Origin of the sequence: Alicyclobacillus fodiniaquatilis (assembly GCF_042678105.1) — a bacterium.
Classification (GTDB): Bacteria; Bacillota; Bacilli; order Alicyclobacillales; family Alicyclobacillaceae; genus Alicyclobacillus; species Alicyclobacillus fodiniaquatilis.
Genome location: NZ_JBHUCX010000024.1, coordinates 122767 through 144121 on the forward strand (window position 1 = coordinate 122767; position 21355 = coordinate 144121).

The 21355-nt window shown below is 51.5% G+C and carries 27 protein-coding genes; 24 read left to right on the top strand and 3 right to left on the bottom strand.

The genetic code is table 11. From position 1 onward, the window contains the following. Positions 1-42: 42 nt before the first annotated feature. From ACFSB2_RS09910 to zapE, 7 genes are read left to right on the top strand one after another with little or no spacing between them, the layout of a single operon-like run. Complete coding sequence (locus tag ACFSB2_RS09910) at positions 43-444, top strand: type II secretion system protein (protein WP_377942877.1); 402 nt, start codon at positions 43-45, stop codon at positions 442-444. Continuing rightward, positions 428-928: a prepilin-type cleavage/methylation domain-containing protein gene (locus ACFSB2_RS09915; RefSeq protein WP_377942878.1), complete on the top strand. Its 501-nt coding sequence runs from the start codon at positions 428-430 to the stop codon at positions 926-928. Before ACFSB2_RS09910 ends, ACFSB2_RS09915 begins: the two co-directional genes overlap by 17 nt. Next, the gene (locus tag ACFSB2_RS09920; RefSeq protein WP_377942879.1) at positions 925-1260 is read left to right on the top strand and encodes a hypothetical protein; all 336 of its coding nucleotides are present in this window, start codon (positions 925-927) and stop codon (positions 1258-1260) included. Before ACFSB2_RS09915 ends, ACFSB2_RS09920 begins: the two co-directional genes overlap by 4 nt. After that, a complete protein-coding gene (locus tag ACFSB2_RS09925) occupies positions 1220-1678 on the top strand; it encodes a type II secretion system protein J (protein WP_377942880.1) in 459 nt (152 codons plus the stop codon). The genes ACFSB2_RS09920 and ACFSB2_RS09925 overlap by 41 nt, the downstream gene beginning before the upstream one ends. Beyond that, positions 1675-2076, top strand: coding sequence for a hypothetical protein (locus ACFSB2_RS09930; RefSeq protein WP_377942881.1), 402 nt, complete (start codon positions 1675-1677; stop codon positions 2074-2076). Before ACFSB2_RS09925 ends, ACFSB2_RS09930 begins: the two co-directional genes overlap by 4 nt. Before the next feature lie 12 nt (positions 2077-2088). Then, on the top strand, positions 2089-2616 hold the full coding sequence (locus tag ACFSB2_RS09935; RefSeq protein WP_377942995.1) for a shikimate kinase: 528 nt from the start codon (positions 2089-2091) through the stop codon (positions 2614-2616). A 27-nt stretch (positions 2617-2643) separates the two neighbouring features. After that, positions 2644-3576, top strand: coding sequence for an AFG1/ZapE family ATPase (zapE, locus tag ACFSB2_RS09940; RefSeq protein WP_377942882.1), 933 nt, complete (start codon positions 2644-2646; stop codon positions 3574-3576). Here zapE and ACFSB2_RS09945 read toward each other — a convergent pair. Together ACFSB2_RS09945 and ACFSB2_RS09950 are read right to left on the bottom strand one after the other, a co-directional pair. Beyond that, positions 3561-4484, bottom strand: coding sequence for a YqhG family protein (locus tag ACFSB2_RS09945; protein ID WP_377942883.1), 924 nt, complete (start codon positions 4482-4484; stop codon positions 3561-3563). The genes zapE and ACFSB2_RS09945 overlap by 16 nt on opposite strands. Beyond that, positions 4481-6184 carry a DEAD/DEAH box helicase gene (locus ACFSB2_RS09950; protein WP_417281886.1) on the bottom strand — a complete coding sequence of 568 codons (1704 nt, stop codon included), beginning with the start codon at positions 6182-6184 and terminating at the stop codon, positions 4481-4483. Before ACFSB2_RS09950 ends, ACFSB2_RS09945 begins: the two co-directional genes overlap by 4 nt. A gap of 181 nt (positions 6185-6365) precedes the next feature. On the opposite strand from ACFSB2_RS09950, the gene gcvT reads away from it, so the two are divergent. The 3 genes from gcvT to gcvPB are packed head-to-tail and all read left to right on the top strand — an operon-like array spanning position 6366 to position 10298. Next, complete coding sequence (gene gcvT / locus ACFSB2_RS09955) at positions 6366-7451, top strand: glycine cleavage system aminomethyltransferase GcvT (RefSeq protein WP_377942885.1); 1086 nt, start codon at positions 6366-6368, stop codon at positions 7449-7451. 31 nt (positions 7452-7482) lie between these two features. Further along, positions 7483-8835 carry an aminomethyl-transferring glycine dehydrogenase subunit GcvPA gene (gcvPA, locus tag ACFSB2_RS09960; protein ID WP_377942886.1) on the top strand — a complete coding sequence of 451 codons (1353 nt, stop codon included), beginning with the start codon at positions 7483-7485 and terminating at the stop codon, positions 8833-8835. Next, the gene (gene gcvPB, locus ACFSB2_RS09965; protein WP_377942887.1) at positions 8832-10298 is read left to right on the top strand and encodes an aminomethyl-transferring glycine dehydrogenase subunit GcvPB; all 1467 of its coding nucleotides are present in this window, start codon (positions 8832-8834) and stop codon (positions 10296-10298) included. The genes gcvPA and gcvPB overlap by 4 nt, the downstream gene beginning before the upstream one ends. On the opposite strand, the gene ACFSB2_RS09970 is transcribed toward gcvPB, so the two are convergent. Continuing rightward, positions 10275-10877: a histidine phosphatase family protein gene (locus ACFSB2_RS09970; protein WP_377942888.1), complete on the bottom strand. Its 603-nt coding sequence runs from the start codon at positions 10875-10877 to the stop codon at positions 10275-10277. The two genes, gcvPB and ACFSB2_RS09970, sit on opposite strands and share 24 nt — an antisense overlap. A gap of 108 nt (positions 10878-10985) precedes the next feature. Between ACFSB2_RS09970 and ACFSB2_RS09975 the strand changes: the two genes are divergently transcribed. The 14 genes from ACFSB2_RS09975 to ACFSB2_RS10040 all read left to right on the top strand — a co-directional run bounded on the left by ACFSB2_RS09975 (position 10986) and on the right by ACFSB2_RS10040 (position 21344). Then, positions 10986-11447, top strand: coding sequence for a type II 3-dehydroquinate dehydratase (locus tag ACFSB2_RS09975; protein ID WP_377942889.1), 462 nt, complete (start codon positions 10986-10988; stop codon positions 11445-11447). 60 nt (positions 11448-11507) lie between these two features. Continuing rightward, positions 11508-12065 (top strand): elongation factor P, encoded by a 558-nt coding sequence (gene efp, locus ACFSB2_RS09980; protein ID WP_377942890.1) that lies wholly within the window; start codon positions 11508-11510, stop codon positions 12063-12065. Positions 12066-12435: 370 nt separating this feature from the next. Beyond that, positions 12436-12711: a DUF2619 domain-containing protein gene (locus tag ACFSB2_RS09985; RefSeq protein WP_377942891.1), complete on the top strand. Its 276-nt coding sequence runs from the start codon at positions 12436-12438 to the stop codon at positions 12709-12711. A 391-nt stretch (positions 12712-13102) separates the two neighbouring features. Beyond that, positions 13103-14044 (top strand): stage III sporulation protein AA, encoded by a 942-nt coding sequence (spoIIIAA, locus tag ACFSB2_RS09990; protein WP_377942892.1) that lies wholly within the window; start codon positions 13103-13105, stop codon positions 14042-14044. A 119-nt stretch (positions 14045-14163) separates the two neighbouring features. Next, positions 14164-14685, top strand: a complete 522-nt coding sequence (gene spoIIIAB / locus ACFSB2_RS09995) for a stage III sporulation protein SpoIIIAB (protein WP_377942893.1) — start codon at positions 14164-14166, stop codon at positions 14683-14685. Between the two features lie 187 nt (positions 14686-14872). Next, positions 14873-15076, top strand: coding sequence for a stage III sporulation protein AC (gene spoIIIAC, locus ACFSB2_RS10000; RefSeq protein ID WP_377942894.1), 204 nt, complete (start codon positions 14873-14875; stop codon positions 15074-15076). Positions 15077-15116: 40 nt separating this feature from the next. Further along, positions 15117-15572 carry a stage III sporulation protein AD gene (gene spoIIIAD / locus ACFSB2_RS10005; protein ID WP_377942895.1) on the top strand — a complete coding sequence of 152 codons (456 nt, stop codon included), beginning with the start codon at positions 15117-15119 and terminating at the stop codon, positions 15570-15572. A gap of 17 nt (positions 15573-15589) precedes the next feature. After that, a complete protein-coding gene (gene spoIIIAE, locus ACFSB2_RS10010) occupies positions 15590-16915 on the top strand; it encodes a stage III sporulation protein AE (RefSeq protein WP_377942896.1) in 1326 nt (441 codons plus the stop codon). Further along, on the top strand, positions 16912-17454 hold the full coding sequence (locus ACFSB2_RS10015) for a stage III sporulation protein AF (RefSeq protein ID WP_377942897.1): 543 nt from the start codon (positions 16912-16914) through the stop codon (positions 17452-17454). Before spoIIIAE ends, ACFSB2_RS10015 begins: the two co-directional genes overlap by 4 nt. Position 17455: 1 nt before the next feature. Continuing rightward, positions 17456-18034 carry a hypothetical protein gene (locus ACFSB2_RS10020; protein ID WP_377942898.1) on the top strand — a complete coding sequence of 193 codons (579 nt, stop codon included), beginning with the start codon at positions 17456-17458 and terminating at the stop codon, positions 18032-18034. A gap of 25 nt (positions 18035-18059) precedes the next feature. Continuing rightward, on the top strand, positions 18060-18665 hold the full coding sequence (locus tag ACFSB2_RS10025) for a SpoIIIAH-like family protein (protein ID WP_377942899.1): 606 nt from the start codon (positions 18060-18062) through the stop codon (positions 18663-18665). A gap of 309 nt (positions 18666-18974) precedes the next feature. Further along, positions 18975-19472, top strand: a complete 498-nt coding sequence (gene accB, locus ACFSB2_RS10030; protein WP_377942900.1) for an acetyl-CoA carboxylase biotin carboxyl carrier protein — start codon at positions 18975-18977, stop codon at positions 19470-19472. 16 nt (positions 19473-19488) lie between these two features. After that, complete coding sequence (accC, locus tag ACFSB2_RS10035) at positions 19489-20832, top strand: acetyl-CoA carboxylase biotin carboxylase subunit (protein WP_377942901.1); 1344 nt, start codon at positions 19489-19491, stop codon at positions 20830-20832. A gap of 92 nt (positions 20833-20924) precedes the next feature. Continuing rightward, positions 20925-21344, top strand: coding sequence for an Asp23/Gls24 family envelope stress response protein (locus tag ACFSB2_RS10040; RefSeq protein WP_377942997.1), 420 nt, complete (start codon positions 20925-20927; stop codon positions 21342-21344). The last annotated feature ends 11 nt before the right edge of the window (positions 21345-21355 follow it).

The following is a 21355-nucleotide window of genomic DNA, read 5'->3' on the forward strand; positions in this document are numbered from 1 at the left end:
TTTGCGCGATGGTGTGATGAGGAGTTTAGGAGTGGTTTGCGTATGGCTTATATCGAAGAGGGACGCATGATGTCTCAAGAACAGCGACAATTGCGAAAAATACGCGGTCAACAAGGTTTTTCATTGCTGGAACTGATGGTGGCGGTGGCGATTGTGGCCATCATGATTGCGGTATTGACACCACATCTATTAGGGGCCTCTAAACAGGCGACTGACACTGCTTGCCAAAGTAATGAAAAGACGATTGAAGCGGCATTGGCTGAATACGACCTGATTCATCAACAACTTCCGACCGGGGACACGGTTGTACAGATTCAGGCGCTTGTAGCGGATCACTTGCTGGACAAAGATGTGGATGGCAGTCAGTTTACCATCGATGATACCGATCCCGACAATATCACGGTAACCTGCACGGGGGATGCAACGAATGAGACAGCGAATTAAACGTGTTGCTCATCATGTTCAACGCCGCAAAGCCCTGCATGATGATGCACGTGGCTTTGGTTATCTGGATACACTTGTCGCGTTGGCCTTGACGGCAATGGCGCTGTGCTCAGCGCTTGCAGTTGGCTTGCCGTTGATGCACGCAGCCAATTTGAACGCATCGGCACAGTTGCTCATTGGTCGAATGCGCTTCGCCCAAATGCTTGGCACCACTTCATCCGAGGATGGGATCATCTGGATGGATCCATATGATACAGGCTATCGCTTGTCACAGGGGATCACATGGTTGGGGGCGTATCAAAATGCGCCCGATGTACAGTATTTCGACGGCTATCTGCAATTGCCCCATTCCACTATCGCTTACGACAGCTTGGGCGATTCGCAGGTTGCGGGTGTGATTCGTCTGACATCAGATGGTGCAGAACGTGATATTCATCTCTACATGGGAACCGGGTTGCAGGTGTCCGGTTGGATTCAGCCATGAGTTTATGGGAGAACATCGTCGCCATCTTCGTACTCGCTTGCGCTGTGCCGTTGATTGCCATTTCGGAGACAAATATCACGCATGCATTGCAAATAGGGGCGCAAACACTCAATGAAAATATGGTTGCAAGGAGCGTTCTCGATAGATTGCTCGCTGGGGAATCTGTCCCTGCGCAGATGGAAGAGAATCATCAAATGTACACCATTTCCATCACGCGGTCAGGTGATGGTGTGTGCACATATATTTCGGCAGAGATCTCGCTTCCATCGTCACAGGCGCCAAAGGAAAAGATTGAAATACCAGCTTGCCCAAGCGGGGTTTTCACTGATTGAAGTGTGTTTGTCCATCGCACTCGCATCCATCTGCATTGTCGTTGGCGTCAGTGGTTTATTGACTGTATGGCAGTTGAATCAACACCAGTCCATCAACCTGGAAGATGACGCCATGTTTCAGCATGCACTACAGACAATTGGACAGGACATACATGGTTCAACACGTGTGGCGTTTTACAATCAAGAGCTGTTTGTCTCAATGGCCGACGCAAGGCAGTTCACTTATTACGTCAATCAACAAGATCAACTGATTCGAACGCAGGCGGGCGGCGGCGATGCGGTCGTCGCCGCCCACGTTGTACAATTGAACGCTGACGTACAGGGGGCAATGGTTCATTTACAACTGCAACTGGCAGATGGCACAACGTCATCTTTTGATGCATTACAAGCGAACGCGTTAGGAGCTGCATCACAGTGATGCAATTGCTGAAACAGGAAAAGGCCTTTACGCTCGTTTCGGTGTTAACTTGGGTTGGCGCGATGGCGCTCTTATTGACGTCGATGGTGAGCGCAGCCCAAATATCGTTGGCAGTCGGTACACGATATTTGGCACAAACCGCCTGCTATGCGCTGACAAAAAGTGTGGCAAACATGATTTTGCAACAACTTGCAACAGGGGATACGATTGCCTCCACGACTCAAGTTTTTCACGGCGTACCTGTGCAAATTGACGCCGAGCAGGAACAAAGTGGCGTCTTAGATGTAAAAATCCAGGCGGTAGAGGGCAATGTCACCAATACGATTTCGTTCACTTATGATACAATCGCTCATAGATTACGCAACTGGCAAGATAATAGTCCAGGCATCGTGGAGTGATTGCAAGTGACAATGGGGCGAATTGCGCTGGTCGGATTTATGGGAAGCGGCAAATCTACCGTCGGCGCGCAGCTAGCAGAAAAATTGGATTATACATTTGTCGATCTCGACACTTTTATCGAAAATCGTACGCAAATGTCCATCCCACACATTTTCGCCACCGGGGGAGAGGCACACTTTCGTCAGTGTGAACAGGAGGCATTGAACGCCTTAGGCAACCAGTCGCGGGGTGTTGTTCTCGCCACGGGCGGTGGTGTTGTTACCCAAGCGCCGAGTCGAGCGCTGCTCAAAGAGGCTTGGCAGGCCGTCTATCTGCGCGCCACACCAGAAACCATCCTTGCGCGCGTCCTGCAAGACGCCACAGAACGCCCATTGCTGCAAGATGAGCATCCGGATGTGCGTATTCGCACATTGATGGCACAGCGCCAGAACTGGTATGAAGAAGTGGCTGATGTCACAATAGAAGTAGACGAATTCAGCGTCGAGATGATCGTTCAGTATATCGTAGACTGGTTGGATGCGCGTTTTGCAGAGCGCTGAACTACGAGATTGGAAAGGTGACCCCTGATGCAGCATATTCAGAATGTCATACCAAAGGCGTTTGCGGGCCGTGATCGAGGCTATGATGCTGCCTATTTTCGCAAGCGGATCCCAGAGTTGAACCGCTATGAAATTTCTGACGCGTTTATTGTTCGTTATCGCGCGACACTGTTGGAGTATTTGCGTCAAGATGCAATTTGCGCTGCCTGCCAAGGATTCGCAAAGTGTGGTAAAGCGGATGATATGCAGGGGTTTACGCAAGTGCTGGAACCCTATAAGAATCAGCTTGCTGTCAGTGTCCAGCGCTGTCAGCCATATCGAGAAGCGATGGCCAAACGACGTGTCGAACGCTTTGTGTCGTTGGCAGGCATGATGGAACTGGATGAAGATTTTCGGTTTCAAAATTATCCAGCCGAACAGATGAAAAAATACCCGGATTTGATGCGTTACGCAACAACTTTTGCACGCCAGTATGATCCCAATGAAGCAGCCGAGCAAATTCGCGCAGGCGTATATCTCTTTGGACCCCCGGGCGTGGGAAAGACACACCTGATGTTTGCCGTGTTCAATCAGTTGCGCGCTCGCAATATACCTTGCCTTGTGGTGCGGTCAGATTCTTTGTTTGATCGAATGCGCCATTTGATTGCTGACAATCAGGATCTCGAACCGTTCCTGGAAACCTTGTCAACAGTGCCTGTCCTCGGCTTGGACGAGTTCGCCCAAGAGCGAGCGAACGATTTTACGATGGAGAAGCTGTTCCGCATTGTCAACCATCGGTTTCATGCAAAATTGCCCACATGGTTTACGAGCAATTATGCGCCGCCGCAGGCGTATCGCAGAGGCGGCGACGACGTGAATGATACGGTTGATCCGCTGCGCTCGCGCATTATGAAAATGTGCAAAATGGCGAGGTTGGACGGCCCTGACGCACGGCAAAAAAATCTTCAGTCACTGACCTGATGGTTGCGTAAAGAGAGGCCGACGAGCGCCATCTGTGTCCACTCGATATTGATGTGGGGGTTGCTTTTGGCAATCAGTTCGTCCCGTTTGCGCGCGTGTTCAGCGCGAATCAGCGCTTGTTCTTCTGACGGATGATCCGGCAGGATACTCGTGTAATACGTGTCGAGCTGTGCCAAGTCATCGACTAATTTGGTCTGTGCATCCTGCGCCCATGTGTGCTCACGCAGTTGTAGTCGATGCTCCACCGCCTGTTTGGCGATGCGCGTCGCGTCTGCGGGCGAGATCGAAGCCTGGTCAAGCAAGGGCTTTGGGGTGCAACTGTTCATTTCGATGTGCTGGACGTGATCGTAAAAATTCCACAACGTTTGTCGATTGAGCAGGCAGACACCCACAGAGAACCATTCTTCCTGCATGGAATCTGTGACATATTGAATCATGCCGTTGAGCATCAGCCAGGGAATCGTTTGGGTCAGTGGGCTGGCGTGCGCTGGTTTGACGCAGGCGAATTGACCGCGGGTCATCGCGCTTTCACAGATCTTATTTAAGCGAAACGAACCGAGGTTGACGAGTTCTGCCTGCGGCGCGCGCTTGAACATCCGCTCATAGGGGGATTGTGGTGGATGGTTTTCCAATTCCAATTGGTGTTCGCGCATCATCCGCTCGTCTTCGCGCATTTTCGCCGCGTCGGTAAAGGCCAAGCGCAGTGTCGTCGGTTCGACGGTTTGATTGGTTTTCTCAACCCACATCCAGTAGAACGGCCTGTCGGTCAGTTCTTTATCGATATCCAGCGGCAGCACGTATTCTTGGTACATATCGCTGTGCTGACGCGCTTTTGCGCCGACGGCCTGAAAATACGTGTCGCAAAACGCGAAACATTCATCTGCTGTGCGCAGTGGAATCTGTTTCATTTGTCTACACCTCGCGCTTTCTGGTCGCTCGGACGCCACGCTTCGCCTATCTGTTCGATCCGCGCCGCTAAATCCGTTTTATTTTTGCTTGTCATGGCAACTTCGAACAAGTTCTTTTCCCAATCGGCAAATTGCTGTTCGCTGACAATATAGTCCAACTCGCCGATGACCATTTCAAACATGCGAATCTTTTCGTGCAACAGCGCGACAATATGTTCTTCAATGGTGTTTTTTGTCGCGAGATTGTGAATATGGCAATTTTTTGTTTGACCCAGGCGATGAATGCGGCCGATGCGCTGTTCAAGGCGCATGGGGTTCCACGGCAGGTCGAAGTTGATCATGTGACTACAAAATTGCAAGTTGATTCCCTCTCCGCCTGACTCGGTCGCCACCAGGATTTTGACTTTTTTCTCGAACAAATCTTTCATCCAATCTTTTTTCCCGCGTTTAAAGCCGCCGCGGAACGGGACAGCTGAAATGCCGTTTTTCTTGAGCAAGTACAAAATAAAATCTTGTGTCGCTCGATATTCCGTAAAAATGATGCACTTGTCGTCAATTTGCTGGACCAGTTCAATCACCTTGTTGACTTTGGTGTAGCTGGAAATCTGGCTGCCGAGCTCAATCAATTCGCTTAAATGAATTTTTGCTTGTTCGCTCGACGCCTTTTTTTGCATTTTTTCGAGTGAGATCAAGGCGGCGTAGGGAGAACTGCATATTTCTCGCTGTAATGTCAGCAAGGGCAACATCGAACTTCTGGTTGATTTGCGCAAATCATATTCTTTTTTCAGCAGTGTCTGCACTTCTTCATAAAACACGCGTTCGGCGTCACTCAGTTCTAAAGAGACCACTTGCACACTGCGTGGCGGCAGCGTGGTGCCACCGTCTTTGCGTCGGTTGCGAATCATCACGTCACCCATCGTCTCCCGCAATCGATCCGCGTCACGCGGTGTTCGCCTGGTCGCCATGTGTTTGGAAGAGAACTCCGACATACTCCCCAAATGACCGGGTTTGAGCAGTGTGACCAAAGTATGCAGTTCTTTTAACTGGTTTTGCATTGGTGTTGCGGTAAGCAGCAGCAAATATTTATTGGGAATTTGATTCACCATTTGCCAATTTTTCGTTCGCTGATTTTTGAGTTTGTGGGCTTCGTCTACAATGACGAGATCCCACGGTTGGGCAAGCACGGCTTCGCGATGGGGTTCGCGCTTTGCCGTGTCCAAGGAGGCGACGACCAACTCGTACTGCTCCCATGTCCAGACATTGCGTTGAGGTGTTGCCTGGATGCGAAATTTTTCGTTCAATTCCCGTGTCCATTGCAATACAAGCGACGCAGGTACGAGAATGAGCGCTTTGCGCACAAGGCCACGCAGCAAATACTCCTTGAGAATGAGACCAGCTTCAATCGTCTTGCCAAGTCCGACTTCATCGGCGAGGATCGCGCGTCCGCGCAATTCCTGTAGCACGCGTTTTGCGGTCTCAATCTGGTGTGGCAAGGGGGTAAAGCCATGAATGTGATCCATCACGAGCAGGGATTCAAACGTTGGCGCCATGCGCGATTGTGCCGCTGTCGCCGCCAAACGAAATAGATCCCACTGACGGCTGTCGACGTCTGTTTGCTTATTTGCACTTTCTACTACAAATGACTCAATTGCCGCTGGTATCTCCTCACCGCTCCAAGCGATGTCAGGTACGGCAAGCATCTCGCTTGATGGGGTGATGTTTGTGTTAAAATGATGGCGACTTATGATTTGGCTGTCCACTTAGTTTCCTCCGACATGCTTGTTTCTCTCACATTACCTATGTAGTATGTGACAAGTGGACTGCTTTTTTTCATTGTGTCGAAAAAAGTCGACGAAGTTATGTTGAAAAGAGGGAGAATTCGTGGCTGCAAAGCGCACTCCGTTGTACGATGTACATGTTTCGAGCCAAGCGAAAGTCATTGACTTTCATGGCTGGGAAATGCCCGTACAATACCAAGGTATCGTGCACGAACATCATGCTGTACGGAAAAATGTGGGTGTTTTTGATGTGTCTCATATGGGGGAGTTTCTGGTGGAAGGCCCCGATGCAGAGGCATTCATCCAACATATGGTGACCAATGACGTCACACGTCTCTCTGACGGCCGAGCTTTGTACACCCTGATGACAGATGAGCATGGAAAGACGTTGGATGATTTACTCGTATACAAGTTGGAGCCCCATCGGTTCATGTTGGTCGTCAATGCGGGCAACATTCAAGCGGACTACGAGTGGATTGCAGAACATCAAGGACATTTTGACGTAAAGCTGTCGGACATCTCAGCAGAGGTTGCACTGATTGCGCTGCAGGGGCCAGATGCAACACGCGTCTTACAGGCGTTTACACCGTTGCCGTTGGACGAATTGAAACCTTTCTCTTTTTCCATTAGCCAGGTTTCGCAAAAGAAGGCGCTCATCTCTCGTACAGGGTATACCGGGGAGGATGGGTTTGAACTGTACGTATCGGCGGCAGATGCGGCACATATTTTCAAATTGCTGCTCGATGCCGGCGTTACCCCTTGCGGGCTTGGCGCACGGGACACGCTGCGCTTAGAGGCAAAGTTGGCGCTCTACGGCAACGAGTTGTCTCGCGATGTGACGCCGTACGAAGCGGGACTTGGTATGTTTGTCAAGTTGAAAAAAGGCGATTTTATCGGCCGCGATGCGCTGGCGGCGCAAAAAGAGCAGGGCGTCAAGCGCAAACTGGTTGGTTTTCGCATGGATGATAAAGCGATTGCCCGGCACGGCTACGAAGTGCTTGTAGGTGACGACGTCGTCGGGACGGTGACGTCCGGCACACTCTCGCCAACCTTGCAGTTTCCGCTGGGGTTGGCGCTGATTGACGCAACGCGGGCAGAGGTTGGACAGCAACTAGAAATTGACATCCGTGGGAAGCGCCATCCGGCGCACGTCATACCGACACCGTTTTACAAGCGTCATCAGTCATGAGGTCTGATGTCTACGAAAGGGGCAATCGTTGTTGAACGAATTTGGCTATATCCCACATACAGCGGCGGATCGAAAAGCCATGCTGGAAACGCTGGGCATTGAACGTGTCGAAACGCTCTTTGCGGACATTCCGGAGGAGATCAGATTACAGGGCGGTTTGCCGCTGCAAAAAGCGATGTCCGAGTTAGATTTGATGCGCCATTTGCAAAGGTTAGCAGATAAAAATCAGCACCTGGGCAAAGTCATTGGTTTTTTGGGGGCTGGCGCCTATGAACACTATCAACCGAGCGTGGTCGATGCCATCATCAGTCGCTCGGAGTTTTATACATCCTATACCCCTTACCAACCTGAAATGAGCCAGGGGTTGTTGCAGGCAACATTTGAATATCAATCGATGATTGCCGAATTGACGGGCATGGATTTGGCGAATGCCAGCATGTACGACGGGCCAACTGCCTTTGGCGAAGCAGGTTTGGTCGCCTGTGCGCACACAAGGCGCAATCGGCTGCTCGTCGCGGACAGCGTTCATCCCGAATACTGCGCGGTTTTGGAGACGTATGCCGCTGGGCAGGGTGTGGAAATTGGCTATATCGAGCAAAAAAATGGCTGTCTTGATATGAACGCCTTGACGGCGCAATTGAATGACAGCATCGCGGGCGTGCTCATCCAGTACCCGAATTTCTTTGGCGCCGTGGAAGACGTCAGGCAAATCGCGGAAGCGGCTCATGCAGCAGGTGCGCTGTTGATCGTCAACACCTATCCGATTGCCTTGGGCCTGCTTGAAGCGCCGGGGCAGCTTGGCGCGGACATTGTTGTCGCGGAAGGGCAGTCGCTGGGCAACGCCATCGCTTATGGCGGACCATATCTCGGCATCATGGCAGCGAAACAAGCGTTGATGCGCAAGCTGCCGGGGCGGATTGTCGGCCAGACAAAAGATCAGCAGGGTCGACGCGGTTTTGTTTTGACTTTGCAGGCGCGCGAGCAGCATATTCGGCGTGAAAAAGCGACGTCGAACATCTGTTCAAATCAGTCGTTGTGCGCCATCGCGGCGACTGTATTTCTTGCCTATATGGGAAAACAGGGGATGCGCGAACTGGCCTTGCAGAACTATCACAAGGCACATTACCTCAAGCAATCCCTTGTCCAACTGCCAGGTGTCGAAGCGTTGTTCACGTCGCCATTCTTCAACGAGTTTGTCATCCGCTTGCCGCAACCTGTGGCCAGTGTGCAAAAACGGCTGCTCGACCAGGGCTTTCTTTTTGGCTATGACTTAGGAAAAAGTCATCCGCAACTGGGGGATGCTGTCCTGTTGAATGCGACGGAAGTGCGCACGAAAGACGAAATGGACGCGATGGTAGAGGCTTTACGGGAGGTGCTTGCATGACCATTCAACGCGAAGGCGAAGAAAAGCTCATATTTGAGATCAGTCAGCCGGGCCGAAGGGCGTACAGCCTGCCAGATTTGGATGTTCCTGAAGCGGATATGGGAGAGTTGGCCGGGCTGATTCGGACAGATGCAGCGCTTTTGCCGGAAGTGAGCGAGCTGGATTTGGTTCGCCATTTCACAGCATTGTCCCAAAAGAACCACGGTGTCGATTCGGGATTTTATCCGCTTGGTTCATGCACGATGAAGTACAATCCGAAACGCAACGAGCGCGCGGCTAGACTGGATGGGTTCGCCAAAATTCATCCGCTGCAACCGGAAGAAACCGTTCAAGGCGCCCTTGAGCTTCTCTATCAATTACAGCTCGATCTCGCTGCGATCACGGGTATGGACCATGTCAGCCTGCAACCGGCTGCGGGTGCGCAGGGCGAGTGGACGGGTCTGATGATGATTCGTCAGTATCACGTGCAAAAGGGCGAGCCGAAGCGGACAAAAGTGATTGTGCCGGACTCCGCGCATGGAACCAATCCGGCCAGTGTGAGCATGGCTGGGTTGGAGACAGTGACCATTCCTTCGAACTCCGATGGCAGTGTTGATTTGGCAGCGCTGCAGCAAGCTGTAGGCGAGGATACAGCGGCGCTGATGCTCACCAATCCAAGCACGCTTGGCTTATTTGAATCGCAAATTGTGGAGATTGCGCGCATTGTGCACGAGGCAGGCGGTTTGCTGTATTACGACGGGGCGAACATGAATGCCATTTTAGGCTACGCCCGTCCGGGAGATATGGGCTTTGATGTCGTTCACTTGAATTTGCACAAGACGTTTTCGACACCGCATGGCGGCGGCGGCCCTGGCGCAGGCCCCGTTGGCGTCAAATCGTTTTTGGAACCCTATCTGCCCAAACCGACCATTCAAGCGCGTCAAGGGCGATTTGAATTCAATTGGGACAGGCCGCTGTCGATTGGGAAGGTCAAGGGATTTTACGGCAACTTCGGCATTCTTGTTCGCGCGTACACCTACATTCGCACGATGGGGCCGGACGGGCTGAAACAAGTGTCGGAATCGGCTGTGTTGGCCGCAAATTATCTCTTGTCCCAGCTGAAAGAGGACTATGATGCGCCATTTGCTGGGCCTTGTAAACACGAATTCGTGCTGTCAGGCAATCGCCAGAAGGCCAATGGTGTGCGGACATTGGACATCGCCAAACGCTTGCTCGATTTCGGGATTCATCCGCCGACCATTTATTTTCCGCTGATTGTCGAAGAGTGCTTGATGATTGAGCCAACCGAGTGTGAAAGCAAGGAGACGCTAGACCAATTTGTTTCCATCATGCGGCAGGTTGCGCGGGAAGCTGCGGAGCAGCCAGCGTATGTATTGGCGGCACCGCACAACACCATCGTCAGTCGATTAGACGAGGTGAGTGCGGCCAGGACGCCAATTTTACGACATTTTTGCAGCCGGTAACGGTTCATCTCCGGGTGTATCGGTGTTGATTGTATCCAAGTGCGGTGTGGTGTTGACGGCGATGATTTGAAATTCGCCGTCTGCCACACGAAGTCGCGTGATGCTCGTATTGTTCATGATGACCCGCTTGTGGCCAAGCCACGTCAGCGCTGCGCCAATGACGCGTCCGTGTGCTGCGAGGATGATGCGGCCTGTTCGATGGGCCTTTGCAACTTGTTGGAGAAATTGTCCAATCCGCGCTTCAAGCATTTGTCTGCTTTCCTCGTCAGGCGCGCCGTTGGGAAAACGACGCTCCTTTTCACTGGCCAACAGACCTTCACCTTGACCAAAATACTGTTCTCTGAGCGCTTTGGTCGTCGTGATTGCGGCGCCCGTGCGGCGTGCGATGGCTTTTGCCGTATCGTGTGCGCGGATTAAATCACTTGAATAGATATGTTTGAATGGGATACCCTCTAAACTTGCAGCAAGCAGTTCTGCTTGTTTGTGGCCTGTCGCATTGAGCGGTACGTCCGTCCATCCTTGCACACGTTTTTGTATGTTCCAATCCGTCTCGCCGTGGCGGATGAGCCAGATATCCATACCGAGACCTCCTTTGCTTTACATTCCTAGTATAGCAAGCTGAACGCACCTATGGTACAATAAGTCAGGTTTTGGCGGTCTTTTCGGATTGAGCAAGGAGGCGTACGGATGGCAAAGCCATATCTGATTGTCGTGCATGGACCAAATTTGAATCGTCTAGGTGTTCGCAAGCCAGACACATACGGCCGACGAACGCTGCCAGATGTCATTGCCATGGTTCAGACGGTGGCTGATGCATACGGCCTTGATGTACGCGATGTACAGTCAAACCACGAAGGCGCACTCATCGACTTTTTGCAACAACATGGTCCAGAAGCGGTGGGGATTCTCATCAATCCCGGCGCATTTGGTCATTATAGTTACGCACTGCGCGATTGCTTAGAAGACATCGATAGGCCTACTGTTGAAGTACACATTTCCAATGTGCATAAACGAGAGTCATTTCGTCACCAGCTTGTACTGTCGGACGTCGTCTTGGGACAAGTCGTCGGCTTGGGGACCGATGGCTATCGATATGCGGCGGAGGCATTGTGCCAACGCTGGCAGCAGCAGCGCAGTCTTACGGATTGACTAAGCGCGTTCGTGTGGAAAATATAAATTGTTCAATTCAGATTGTGGAGGGACCAGATATTGATCTCAAGCAACGATTTTCGCACAGGTACAACCATTGAATATGATGGCTCCATTTTCCGTGTCATCGAATTTATGCACGTCAAGCCTGGCAAGGGTGCTGCATTTGTCCGCACCAAGTTGAAAAATGTCAAAACAGGCGCAGTGAAAGAGCAGACGTTCCGCGCCGGCGAAAAAGTGGCACGCGCACGCATTGAAACGCGTGAAATGCAATATTTGTACAACGATGGCGACATGTTCACCTTCATGGACACCGAGACATATGAGCAAATTACCATTGGGCGCGCCCAACTGGAATATGAGCTCAACTTCTTGAAAGAGAATATGAATTGCTATATCGTCATGTACCAAGGTCAAACCATCGGGATCGACTTGCCAAACAGCGTTACGCTGGAAGTCACGGAAACCGAGCCGGGGATTCGCGGCGATACCGCGACAGGCGGCAGCAAACCAGCTACGGTGGAAACCGGCTATACATTGCAAGTGCCATTTTTCATCAATATCGGTGATAAATTGGTGATTGATACGCGTTCTGGCGCGTACGTCTCCCGCGCGTAAACCATCACTTATAGATGTTCGTGAAAATCGCGTGCCAAGTATCCTTGCTTGGCGCGCGATTTTACGTTTTTCCGCACATTTTCCCACTAAGCTCACCGTGCCTAATGCGCCCCACAGCAAAAATCAAGAAAATACCCGTCAATCAAGGCAGCGCAAATGTCGCAGCACTAAGATAAAACAGCCTGATATGCAGAATCGGGTTCTGGCTTGTCTTCCTTTCGCATATTCAACTAGCGAGACAGCACGCGTTAGACCGCCATGCGTGATGCATCCCAAACCAGCAGAATCAAGAAAATGCCAGTTAATCGAAGCATTGCGGATGGCGTGCGCAAAGGTACCGTATTCTTTTCGGGGTAGGAGGAAGCGAATCATGTTTCATGTCGTTGATAAGTGGGTTTACGCCATGTCTTCGCTTAGGTTCCTGTCCGGATTGTGCGAATTGACGGGTGGGCTCTTGATGCTGTATTTCGGAACTTCCGAACGTGCACTGCAAGTCAATGGCATACTCGCCCTGGTCGGGCCGTTTGTCCTTGTGGGCGTGACCGCTTTTGGCGTTGTCGGGATTGCGAGCGAGGCGGTGAACATTCGTCGCATTGTGCTGCTGCTCATTGGCGTTGGCCTGATTCTATATGCGTCTCGTTCTTAGAATGCCACCTCGCGTCGCGATTTGTCCCAGCGTGGTTTTTATGATTTTTTGCGGATGAAGCTAAACACCAATGCCATCAGTAACACAAAAATCACGAGGAACACGACAATCCATCGGATCATTATCGATATATCCATTTGTCGACCCTCCTCATGCAAGATCCTCACTCAGTGAATGCAGTAGGACAGTAAAACGTTCCGTTTCGAAAGCGTGCAAACTTCGCATACGCGCTTCTGGTTGTCCATATACATGGACTATAACACGCTGTTTTGTTTCCTAAACCAGTAAACATGTCGATCCGGCCAGTACAGTTGAACGACCTTGGAGGTGGACAAACACTGTGACAACAACTCGCACACAGATGCATCCACCAACACAGGGATGGCCCGCTATGGGGATTTTGCCTCAAGAGGTTCAAAAACGTTTGTTGACACTTGATCCGACCTTGTTGCGAGGGACCGAGGAACTTCGTTTGCGCGTGGGACAGCCATTGGAACTTTGCGGGCAACATGGAAGCTGCTTTTTACACAAAAAAGATGGGATTACACAGCACGCAGCAGATGGGTTCATCACCACGCACGATGTTTTGACTCAAACTGTGCAGAACGTCTCGCAGCATTCACTTTACGCGGTGGAAGAAGAGTTGCGTCGCGGCTTTATCACGATTCCTGGCGGGCATCGGGTGGGAGTGGCAGGGCGCGTCGTGGTGGATGGGCGGAGTCAAGTGAAGTCCATTCGCGCGATTTCATCGTTGAACATCCGCATCGCGCGGGCATTCCCTGGCGTGGCAAACAACTTGCGGCCTTATCTTTACCGCAAGACAGACGGCCAACCACAGAACGTGTTGATTTTGTCACCGCCTCAGTGTGGGAAAACCACGCTGTTGCGCGACATCGCCCGCCAGTGGAGCGAAAATTTGCTCACGCGCCGCGACCTGCCCGTCAAAGTGGCCATCGTCGATGAACGTTCTGAGATTGCCGGCGCCGTGGAAGGGATCCCGCAGTTTGTCGTGGGGCCACGTACAGACGTCTTGGATGCCTGCCCGAAAGCAGAGGGGATGTTGATGGCCATTCGCAGTTTATCGCCGGATGTCATCGTGACAGATGAGATTGGGCGAGAAGATGACGCAGTGGCCATTATGGAAGCCACGCATGCGGGGGTGGCAGTCATCACCAGCGCGCACGCGCTCTCTATCGAGGATTGGCGCAAGCGGCCGCATATGGATGCCTTGTTCGCAGCGCGCGCCTTTTCGCGCTATGTCATCCTCAGCCGACGACGAGGTCCAGGGACAATCGAGGCCATTTTGGATGAGGGTGGGCGAGCACTTTTATAGACTGCCATGCGTGATGCATTCCACATCAGCAGAATGATGAAAACGCCAGTCCAATCAAGGCATCGCGAATGGCGCAGCACCAGGGTGCCGCATTATTTTCAGGGTAGGAGAGGATTGGTTTGGCTTTGCTGAAGCTGGTCGGTGCGATGCTGCTTGTGCTGGCGACGACGCTGGTGGGATTTAAGATGGCAGGCGCTTATCGGGATCGAACCCGCCAGTTGCGTGCACTCATCCGCGCCGTGACCCATTTGCAGGCGCAAGTGGAGTATCAGACAACGCCATTGCCGAGTGCTTTGCAGCATGTGGCCGCCCGTTGCTCGCCGCCATGCGGTGTGATGTTTCAGCGAGCCGGTGAAAGGTTGGCTGCAGAAAACGAGGGCGTATCCGAAGCGTTTCGCAGTGCGCTTTCCTGGTTGCAGGCCGAAAGCGCGCTCAAGGCGGGCGATTGTGAGTTGGTTCAAATGCTGGCGGAAACACTGGCAACCACCGACAGGGCGCATCTGGATACCCAGTTTCAATTTACGATTGACCACTTGCGTCAAGCGGAGGAAGACGCTCGCGAACAAGGGATGAAAAACGCCCGACTGTGGCAATACCTTGGGGTCTTATCAGGGGTGCTGCTCGTGATATTGCTTTATTAGACCGCCATGCGTGATGCGTTCCGTACCAGCAGAGTCATGAAACTGCCAGTCAATCGAGGCATCGCGGATGGCGCATGCAAAGGTGCCGACCTTATTTACAGGGTAGGCGCAGATAAAAAACATACGATTTGATTTCAGTAGGACAGCACAATTCATGTGACCTCGTGGTTATCGAGGAGGGCGGACAATGTCTCCGGAGATGAGAGACGTGTTTCGAATCTTCGCCGTGGGATTTATCGCAGCGATTTTACACACTGTGCTTAAACAAAGCGGCAAAGAGGATTTTGCACATTGGGCGACACTGGCAGGATTCATCGGCGTACTCGCCATCGTCATTGGCTACGTCGACAATCTGTACCACGAAATCACCAGTGTTTTTCTGATTCAGTAGAACTTCATGCGCCTGTTTGGCATCAACAGGGACCGTGAACATGCCAGTCAATCGGGCATCGCGGATGGCGCACATAGATGGTATCGACTTTATTTCAGTAGGTGAGATTGTGCACATTTTTCAGCTCGTTGGCATTGGATTAACCGCAACTGTGCTTGTTTCGGTGCTCCGCCAACAGGCGCCACAATTCGCGATGCTGGTATCGATTTTAGCCGGTGCGATTCTCTTGACGATGGTTGTGCACAACATGAGCGGCGTGGTTCAAAGCCTATCAAACCTAGCCAATTTGGCCAAGCTCGATCACGGCTTTATCGCGATCGTCCTAAAGATCATCGGCATTGCCTACATTGTGGAGTTCGCAGCTCAGGTGGCGCGAGATGCGGGCGAGAGCGCGCTTGGCGGCAAAATCGAACTCGCTGGCAAAATTGGGATTATTGTTCTGGCGATGCCCATCATTACGGATGTTGTCGAATCTCTTGTCCATTTGTTGCCGTGATGAAGGAGGTCACCGGCGTGCGGCGTCGCATCGGATATGCCATCATCTTCCTATTTACATGTTTCATCTGCTTTTTGCAGGTGCCGCATGCATCGGCCGATTCTACCTTATCAGGTGTACCGCCACCGCCAGTCAGCGCTCCATCGACAGACGGGACAAGCAATGATACTGGCAATGCGTCTGCCTTTGCGGATGGCGCGGGGGCTGAGCAAACCGGCGTCAGTGGCGGTATGGAACAAGCGGCCAGAAACGCGATTAAAAAAGCGGCGGAGTCACAATTGGACCATCTGCCAACCGAAAAGATTGATGATTATTGGCATGATTTACAGGCGCAATATGGCGGATATTTGCCAGATTTGTCTGGGGGAAGTCTCGTTCGCGCCATCCTTGGCAATGGTGGTCCGTCGTTTGCCAACATCACACATGGGTTATTGCAGTACTTTTTTACGGAATTGTTCGATGATGCGAAGTTGCTTGGCGGCATTCTCGTCCTGTCCGTGGTGGCGGCGGTATTGGAATCGATGCAGAGCGCCTTTGAACGGCAGACGGTAAGTCAAGTCGCTTATATGGTTGTCTTCTTTGTGCTTATGATGCTGGCGGTGCACTCTTTCATGGAGGCGATGGGTGCAGCAAGACATGCCATAGAGACGATGAACGATTTCATGTTGGCTACCATTCCCTTGACGGTCACGTTGCTTGCCGCGTCGGGGGCGATTGCATCAGCTGCTTTTTTTCAGCCAGTTCTGCTGTTTGCCATCCACTTTATCAGCAGCATTGTCTTTGTCATCGTCTTCCCACTGATTTTTTTCTCGGCGGTGTTGGATTTGACGAGCACGTTATCTGTTCGCTATCAGTTGACGCGATTGGCGGGGCTGTTGCGCGCAGTGGGCATTGCGATTCTCGGTTTTTCGCTGGCTGTCTTCATTGGAATCACGACTGTTGAAGGGGCGGGTAAAGGCGTTGCGGATGGCGTCGTGTTGCGTGGGTTGAAATTCTCGTTCACCACGTTTGTTCCCGTCATCGGCAAAGCGGTTTCCGACGCGGCAGAGACCGTGTTGAGCGCGTCACTGTTGGTGAAAAATGCGGTGGGCATCGCGGGGCTTGTGATTCTGGCGTTGATAGCAGTATTCCCGGCATTGAAGATCTTGGCGGTCTCGATGATTTATGGTGGCAGCGCCGCCCTCATGCAACCTTTGGGCGATACGCCGATGATTGATTGTCTTGCGACACTTGGCAAGACGCTCGTGTTGGTGTTTGCCTGTGTTGCAGCGGTAGGGTTGATGTTCTTCTTTGCCATCTGCATCCTGCTTGTCACGGCAAATTTGGCGGTGATTACGGCATGATTGCAATTGGCGTGTGGTTGAAACACATTATCCTGATTGTGCTTGTCAGCGTCATCGCTGACCTGTTGCTGCCGACAAAATCGATGCAGAAATACGTTCGCGCAGTCCTAGGCATTGCGATTATTGCTGCGATGATTCAGCCGCTGGCGCCAATGTATCAGCGCGATTGGGCGAAACAGGTTGCGGAGCAGGCGATAAACGAAATTACACGTGCAAATGGTTCAACGGGCGTACTGGGGGGAACGTCTGCGAACGAGGATACATCGTTTGCCGCGTACCGTCAGCAATTGCAATCGCAAACGTCGGCCGAATCTGATCGACTGCTCGCAGATGCCGCAAGTGCTGCGCTGGTGCCATCTGAACGTGCGCATGTCACGCATTTACAAATTGAAAATGCGCAAAATCCTGATGAAATGATTGTGACAGTCAAACTTGACACGAGTGATCACGCTATTACACAAGCGATTGTACAGTCGTTGGCTCGTACGTTGCACGTCGACAGTCGTCAGGTGACGGTGCAAATCGGTGGAGGTGGTTGATATGGATTGGAAGACGCTTGCGAAAAACAAATGGTTGCTTGCCATTGCGGCCATTGGCATGCTGTTGTTGCTCATTGGCTCTTTCTTCCCCCCACAAAAAGCAAAACCGACGGTATCGGCCATGACAAGCGGTACGGGGCAGGAGAACAATTCAACCGAAACGAGTGATAATGGGAGTAGCAACACACCAACTCAGGCTGCGCTTGTCGAGCAAAGTTATGATCAACAACTGGAACAGATATTGGGTCAAATTCAGGGGATCAACGCTGTTACAGTGATGGTGACTGTCGACTCTACGGGTACCTTGAAAGTTGCGCAAAATCGCCAATCTACGAAAACGGCCAATAGCGGCGGTTCCACGACAACGACCGAGAATGATCAAGTTTACAGCGCCAATAACGGTGAGGGCGATTCCTCTCCTTTTGTGGTGGGCAATGAGCAACCAAGCGTTCGCGGCGTGCTGGTCACGGTCAATGCAGATGATTTTGCGACAGCAAAAGCAGAAATTATTGAATCAATTACGAATGTGTTGGACGTGCCTGCATATAAGATAAGTGTAGAGCCTCAAAAGGAAAACTAGATGCGAAACTAGGAGGATGCCAAATATGGTAAAACGTCAAACTGTATGGCTGTCGACAATGATGGTGCTGTCACTCATGTTGATTGGGTACTACACCATGAACAATCAGACAAGCCCAGCGTCGTCTACGGCGGACAATCAATCGATTTCCACGGCTGCAGTCAATCCGCCAGCGAATGACACGAGCAATTCATCGACGTCAGACACAAAGAAAAATACAGCGCCGTCGTCGAAGACATCAAAGGCAACGAGCAGTGATGTGACCACGACCTCCGCAAGTGATTTCTTTACGAACACAGAGACCAGTGTGGAACAACAGCTCTCGGAACAAGAGAGCAACCTGAAAGCCGAAATGACGAACACCAAAGCTTCTGACGCGCAGATTACCAAAGCTTCAAACCAACTGCAGAAACTGCAGAGCTTGGATGGCGGCATGGATTACGCAATCGACGCCATCAAAGCGGATGGATATAAATCCGCAGTGATTGTACCCGACAACAACCAGGAGAAGTTCACGGTGTGGGTGGAAGCAAACAGCCTGCAAAAGGACGACGCTATCAAGATTATGAATATTGTCAGCCAACAGTTGGATATCTCGATGCTAGATATATCTGTAAAGGCACATGCGTAAGCTAGATAACGCGCGAGGGGGAGCGCCGCATGCCCCCTCTGGAGACTGGAAGATCAACCGGCAAAATGCCCCAAATCACTGCAGGTGAGGTGATGCGGGGTATTTTTGTCTCCTGTTATTTCCAACTACTCACCAATTTACGAGGTTGCGCTCCGAATCTACATTTTGAAAATGGCTGAATATGCGCCGTTGTCAGTGGGAAGATTGTGATGATTGCGTTTCTACCGACCTTCCTAGAGCGGTTGTCAACGATATGGTATACTAGGACGAGCAATTTGTTCGATGTGTTGTCGAGGAGTGACCATACGCGTGTTGAAAATTGGTGAAATTCGAGAATTGATTCGCTTGCTTGATGAAACGAGCCTGTCTGAAATTCATTTGGAATCAGACAGCCTGAAGCTGCATTTGAAAAAACCGGAATCCGAACGGGTTTTGAGCATTCAGCCAACATCAAATCAGATGCCTCAAGTCGCAGTGTCGCAGGCATCTGCCGAAACGACGCCTGTCGAAACGGTGCAAACGACTGCGCCAGCAACTGTGGTGAACGAAAGCAAAGCAGACGAGAACGTTCAGGTGATTACATCACCGATGGTCGGAACTTTTTACCGTGCTTCCTCTCCAGATGCGCCCTCATTTGTTGAGGTCGGCGCGAAGGTGAACGATAAGACGGTCGTTTGCATCGTGGAGGCCATGAAGCTGATGAATGAGATTGAAGCTGAAATGAACGGTGAGATCGTAGAAATTTTGGCGCAAAATGGCCAACTTGTAGAGTACGGTCAACCACTGTTTAAAATCCGGTTGTCATAAGGAGCAGATTCGCACGATGTTTAAACGAGTATTGATTGCCAACCGCGGCGAAATTGCTGTTCGGGTTATTCGCGCATGTCGCGAGTTGGGGATCGAAACAGTGGCCATCTATTCTTCTGCGGACAGAGATTCGTTGCATGTTCGTTTGGCAGATGAGGCATATTGCATTGGTCCGACTCCGGCAAAGCAAAGCTATCTGCACATTCCCAGTATCATGTCTGTAGCGACCTTGCGCGATGTCGATGCGGTCCATCCTGGTTATGGGTTTCTTGCAGAGAACAGCGATTTTGCAGAAGCTTGTGAGGCTTGCGGCATCACGTTTATTGGGCCTAGCCCGCGCGCCATTGATACAATGGGCGATAAAGCGATTGCAAAAGAGACGATGAAAGCGTCCGGTGTACCCACCGTGCCAGGCAGTGATGGACTTATAGAGAGTGTTGATGAAGCCGTCGAAATCGCACAAAAAATTGGCTTTCCCGTCATCATCAAGGCCACGGCCGGCGGCGGTGGCAAGGGCATTCGCGTGGTGCACGATGAGGCTGCTTTGCGTCAGGCGGTCGTCACCGCCCAGCGTGAAGCAGAGTCAGCCTTCGGCAACGCGGGCGTATACATCGAAAAGTACATTGAACGCATGCGGCACGTCGAGATTCAAATCTTGGCGGATAAACATGGCAATGTGATTCACCTTGGCGAACGGGATTGCTCGGTACAGCGGCGTCTGCAGAAATTGGTTGAGGAAGCGCCTTGTCCTGTTCTAAGTGAAGAAATGCGCAACCGTATGGGCGAAGCTGCTGTCGCCGCAGCTAAGGCGGTCGATTACGTCGGGGCTGGCACAATTGAATTTATCTACACGGATGACGGCGCGTTTTATTTCATGGAAATGAACACGCGCATTCAAGTTGAACATCCGGTCACAGAATGGATTACGAGTGTTGATTTGGTTCGGGAAATGATATTGGCAGCTGCCGGAGAACCACTTTCGGTTCGGCAGGAAGATATCGTCTTGCGCGGCCATGCAATTGAATGCCGCATCAATGCAGAAGATCCTGAACGTCAATTTATGCCTTCACCTGGGACGATTACATCCTATTTGCCGCCGAGCGGCAACGGCGTTCGGATTGACTCGGCATGTTATGCGGGCTATCGCATCTCACCGTTTTACGACTCGATGGTCGCTAAACTGATCGTTTGGGCGCCGGACAGGGAGCAAGCCATCGCGCGCATGTTGCGGGCGCTCGACGAGTTTGTCATCGATGGCGTCAAAACCACCATTCCATTCCATTTGGCACTGTTGGAGAACGAGAAATTCCGCAATGGGGATATAACGACTCGCTTTTTAGAAGAAAATCAAATAATGTAAAGGCAAGCGGCGGACAGCCAGTCATATCCTTCGCACTGCTTGTCATATGATGTTAGACAACGATGGTGAGGAGTGAGTGTCGCGTGGCGGACATGGAATATGAATTGACCGAACATGGGACTGTCCATATTGCAGACGAGGTAATACAGATCATTGCCGGTTTGGCAACCAATGAGGTGGAAGGGGTCGCTGGTATGAGCGGCTCTCTGGCTGGCGGGCTGACAGAATCCTTGACAGGTCGGAAAAACCTGGCCAAAGGGGTCAAAGTACAGTTTACCGAGAACAGTCGCGATTGTCTTATCGATATCTCAGTGGTGCTCAAGTTTGGCGTCAGTATCCCGGACACCAGCTATCAGATTCAAGAACGGGTGAAGCAGTCGATTGAAAACATGACGGGATTGGGTGTCAGTTCCGTCAATATCCACGTTGTGGGCATTGTCTTCCAGTCAGAAAAGGATAAACTGGAAGATGCGGATCAAGTCGCGAACATTGAGCAAAGTCTTCAATTGTAAGCGATAGGAAA

Excerpts from the sequence above, each read along its gene's own strand:
- ACFSB2_RS09910 (WP_377942877.1), top strand. The coding sequence starts at position 43 with ATGGCTTATATCGAAGAGGGACGCATGATGTCTCAAGAACAGCGACAA.
- ACFSB2_RS09915 (WP_377942878.1), top strand. The coding sequence starts at position 428 with ATGAGACAGCGAATTAAACGTGTTGCTCATCATGTTCAACGCCGCAAA.
- ACFSB2_RS09920 (WP_377942879.1), top strand. The coding sequence starts at position 925 with ATGAGTTTATGGGAGAACATCGTCGCCATCTTCGTACTCGCTTGCGCT.
- ACFSB2_RS09935 (WP_377942995.1), top strand. The coding sequence starts at position 2,089 with ATGGGGCGAATTGCGCTGGTCGGATTTATGGGAAGCGGCAAATCTACC.
- zapE (WP_377942882.1), top strand. The coding sequence starts at position 2,644 with ATGCAGCATATTCAGAATGTCATACCAAAGGCGTTTGCGGGCCGTGAT.
- ACFSB2_RS09945 (WP_377942883.1), bottom strand. The coding sequence starts at position 4,484 with ATGAAACAGATTCCACTGCGCACAGCAGATGAATGTTTCGCGTTTTGC.
- ACFSB2_RS09950 (WP_417281886.1), bottom strand. The coding sequence starts at position 6,184 with ATGCTTGCCGTACCTGACATCGCTTGGAGCGGTGAGGAGATACCAGCG.
- gcvPB (WP_377942887.1), top strand. The coding sequence starts at position 8,832 with ATGACCATTCAACGCGAAGGCGAAGAAAAGCTCATATTTGAGATCAGT.
- ACFSB2_RS09970 (WP_377942888.1), bottom strand. The coding sequence starts at position 10,877 with ATGGATATCTGGCTCATCCGCCACGGCGAGACGGATTGGAACATACAA.
- ACFSB2_RS09975 (WP_377942889.1), top strand. The coding sequence starts at position 10,986 with ATGGCAAAGCCATATCTGATTGTCGTGCATGGACCAAATTTGAATCGT.
- ACFSB2_RS09985 (WP_377942891.1), top strand. The coding sequence starts at position 12,436 with ATGTTTCATGTCGTTGATAAGTGGGTTTACGCCATGTCTTCGCTTAGG.
- spoIIIAA (WP_377942892.1), top strand. The coding sequence starts at position 13,103 with ATGGGGATTTTGCCTCAAGAGGTTCAAAAACGTTTGTTGACACTTGAT.
- spoIIIAC (WP_377942894.1), top strand. The coding sequence starts at position 14,873 with ATGTCTCCGGAGATGAGAGACGTGTTTCGAATCTTCGCCGTGGGATTT.
- spoIIIAD (WP_377942895.1), top strand. The coding sequence starts at position 15,117 with ATGCCAGTCAATCGGGCATCGCGGATGGCGCACATAGATGGTATCGAC.
- ACFSB2_RS10015 (WP_377942897.1), top strand. The coding sequence starts at position 16,912 with ATGATTGCAATTGGCGTGTGGTTGAAACACATTATCCTGATTGTGCTT.
- ACFSB2_RS10020 (WP_377942898.1), top strand. The coding sequence starts at position 17,456 with ATGGATTGGAAGACGCTTGCGAAAAACAAATGGTTGCTTGCCATTGCG.
- ACFSB2_RS10025 (WP_377942899.1), top strand. The coding sequence starts at position 18,060 with ATGGTAAAACGTCAAACTGTATGGCTGTCGACAATGATGGTGCTGTCA.
- accC (WP_377942901.1), top strand. The coding sequence starts at position 19,489 with ATGTTTAAACGAGTATTGATTGCCAACCGCGGCGAAATTGCTGTTCGG.
- ACFSB2_RS10040 (WP_377942997.1), top strand. The coding sequence starts at position 20,925 with ATGGAATATGAATTGACCGAACATGGGACTGTCCATATTGCAGACGAG.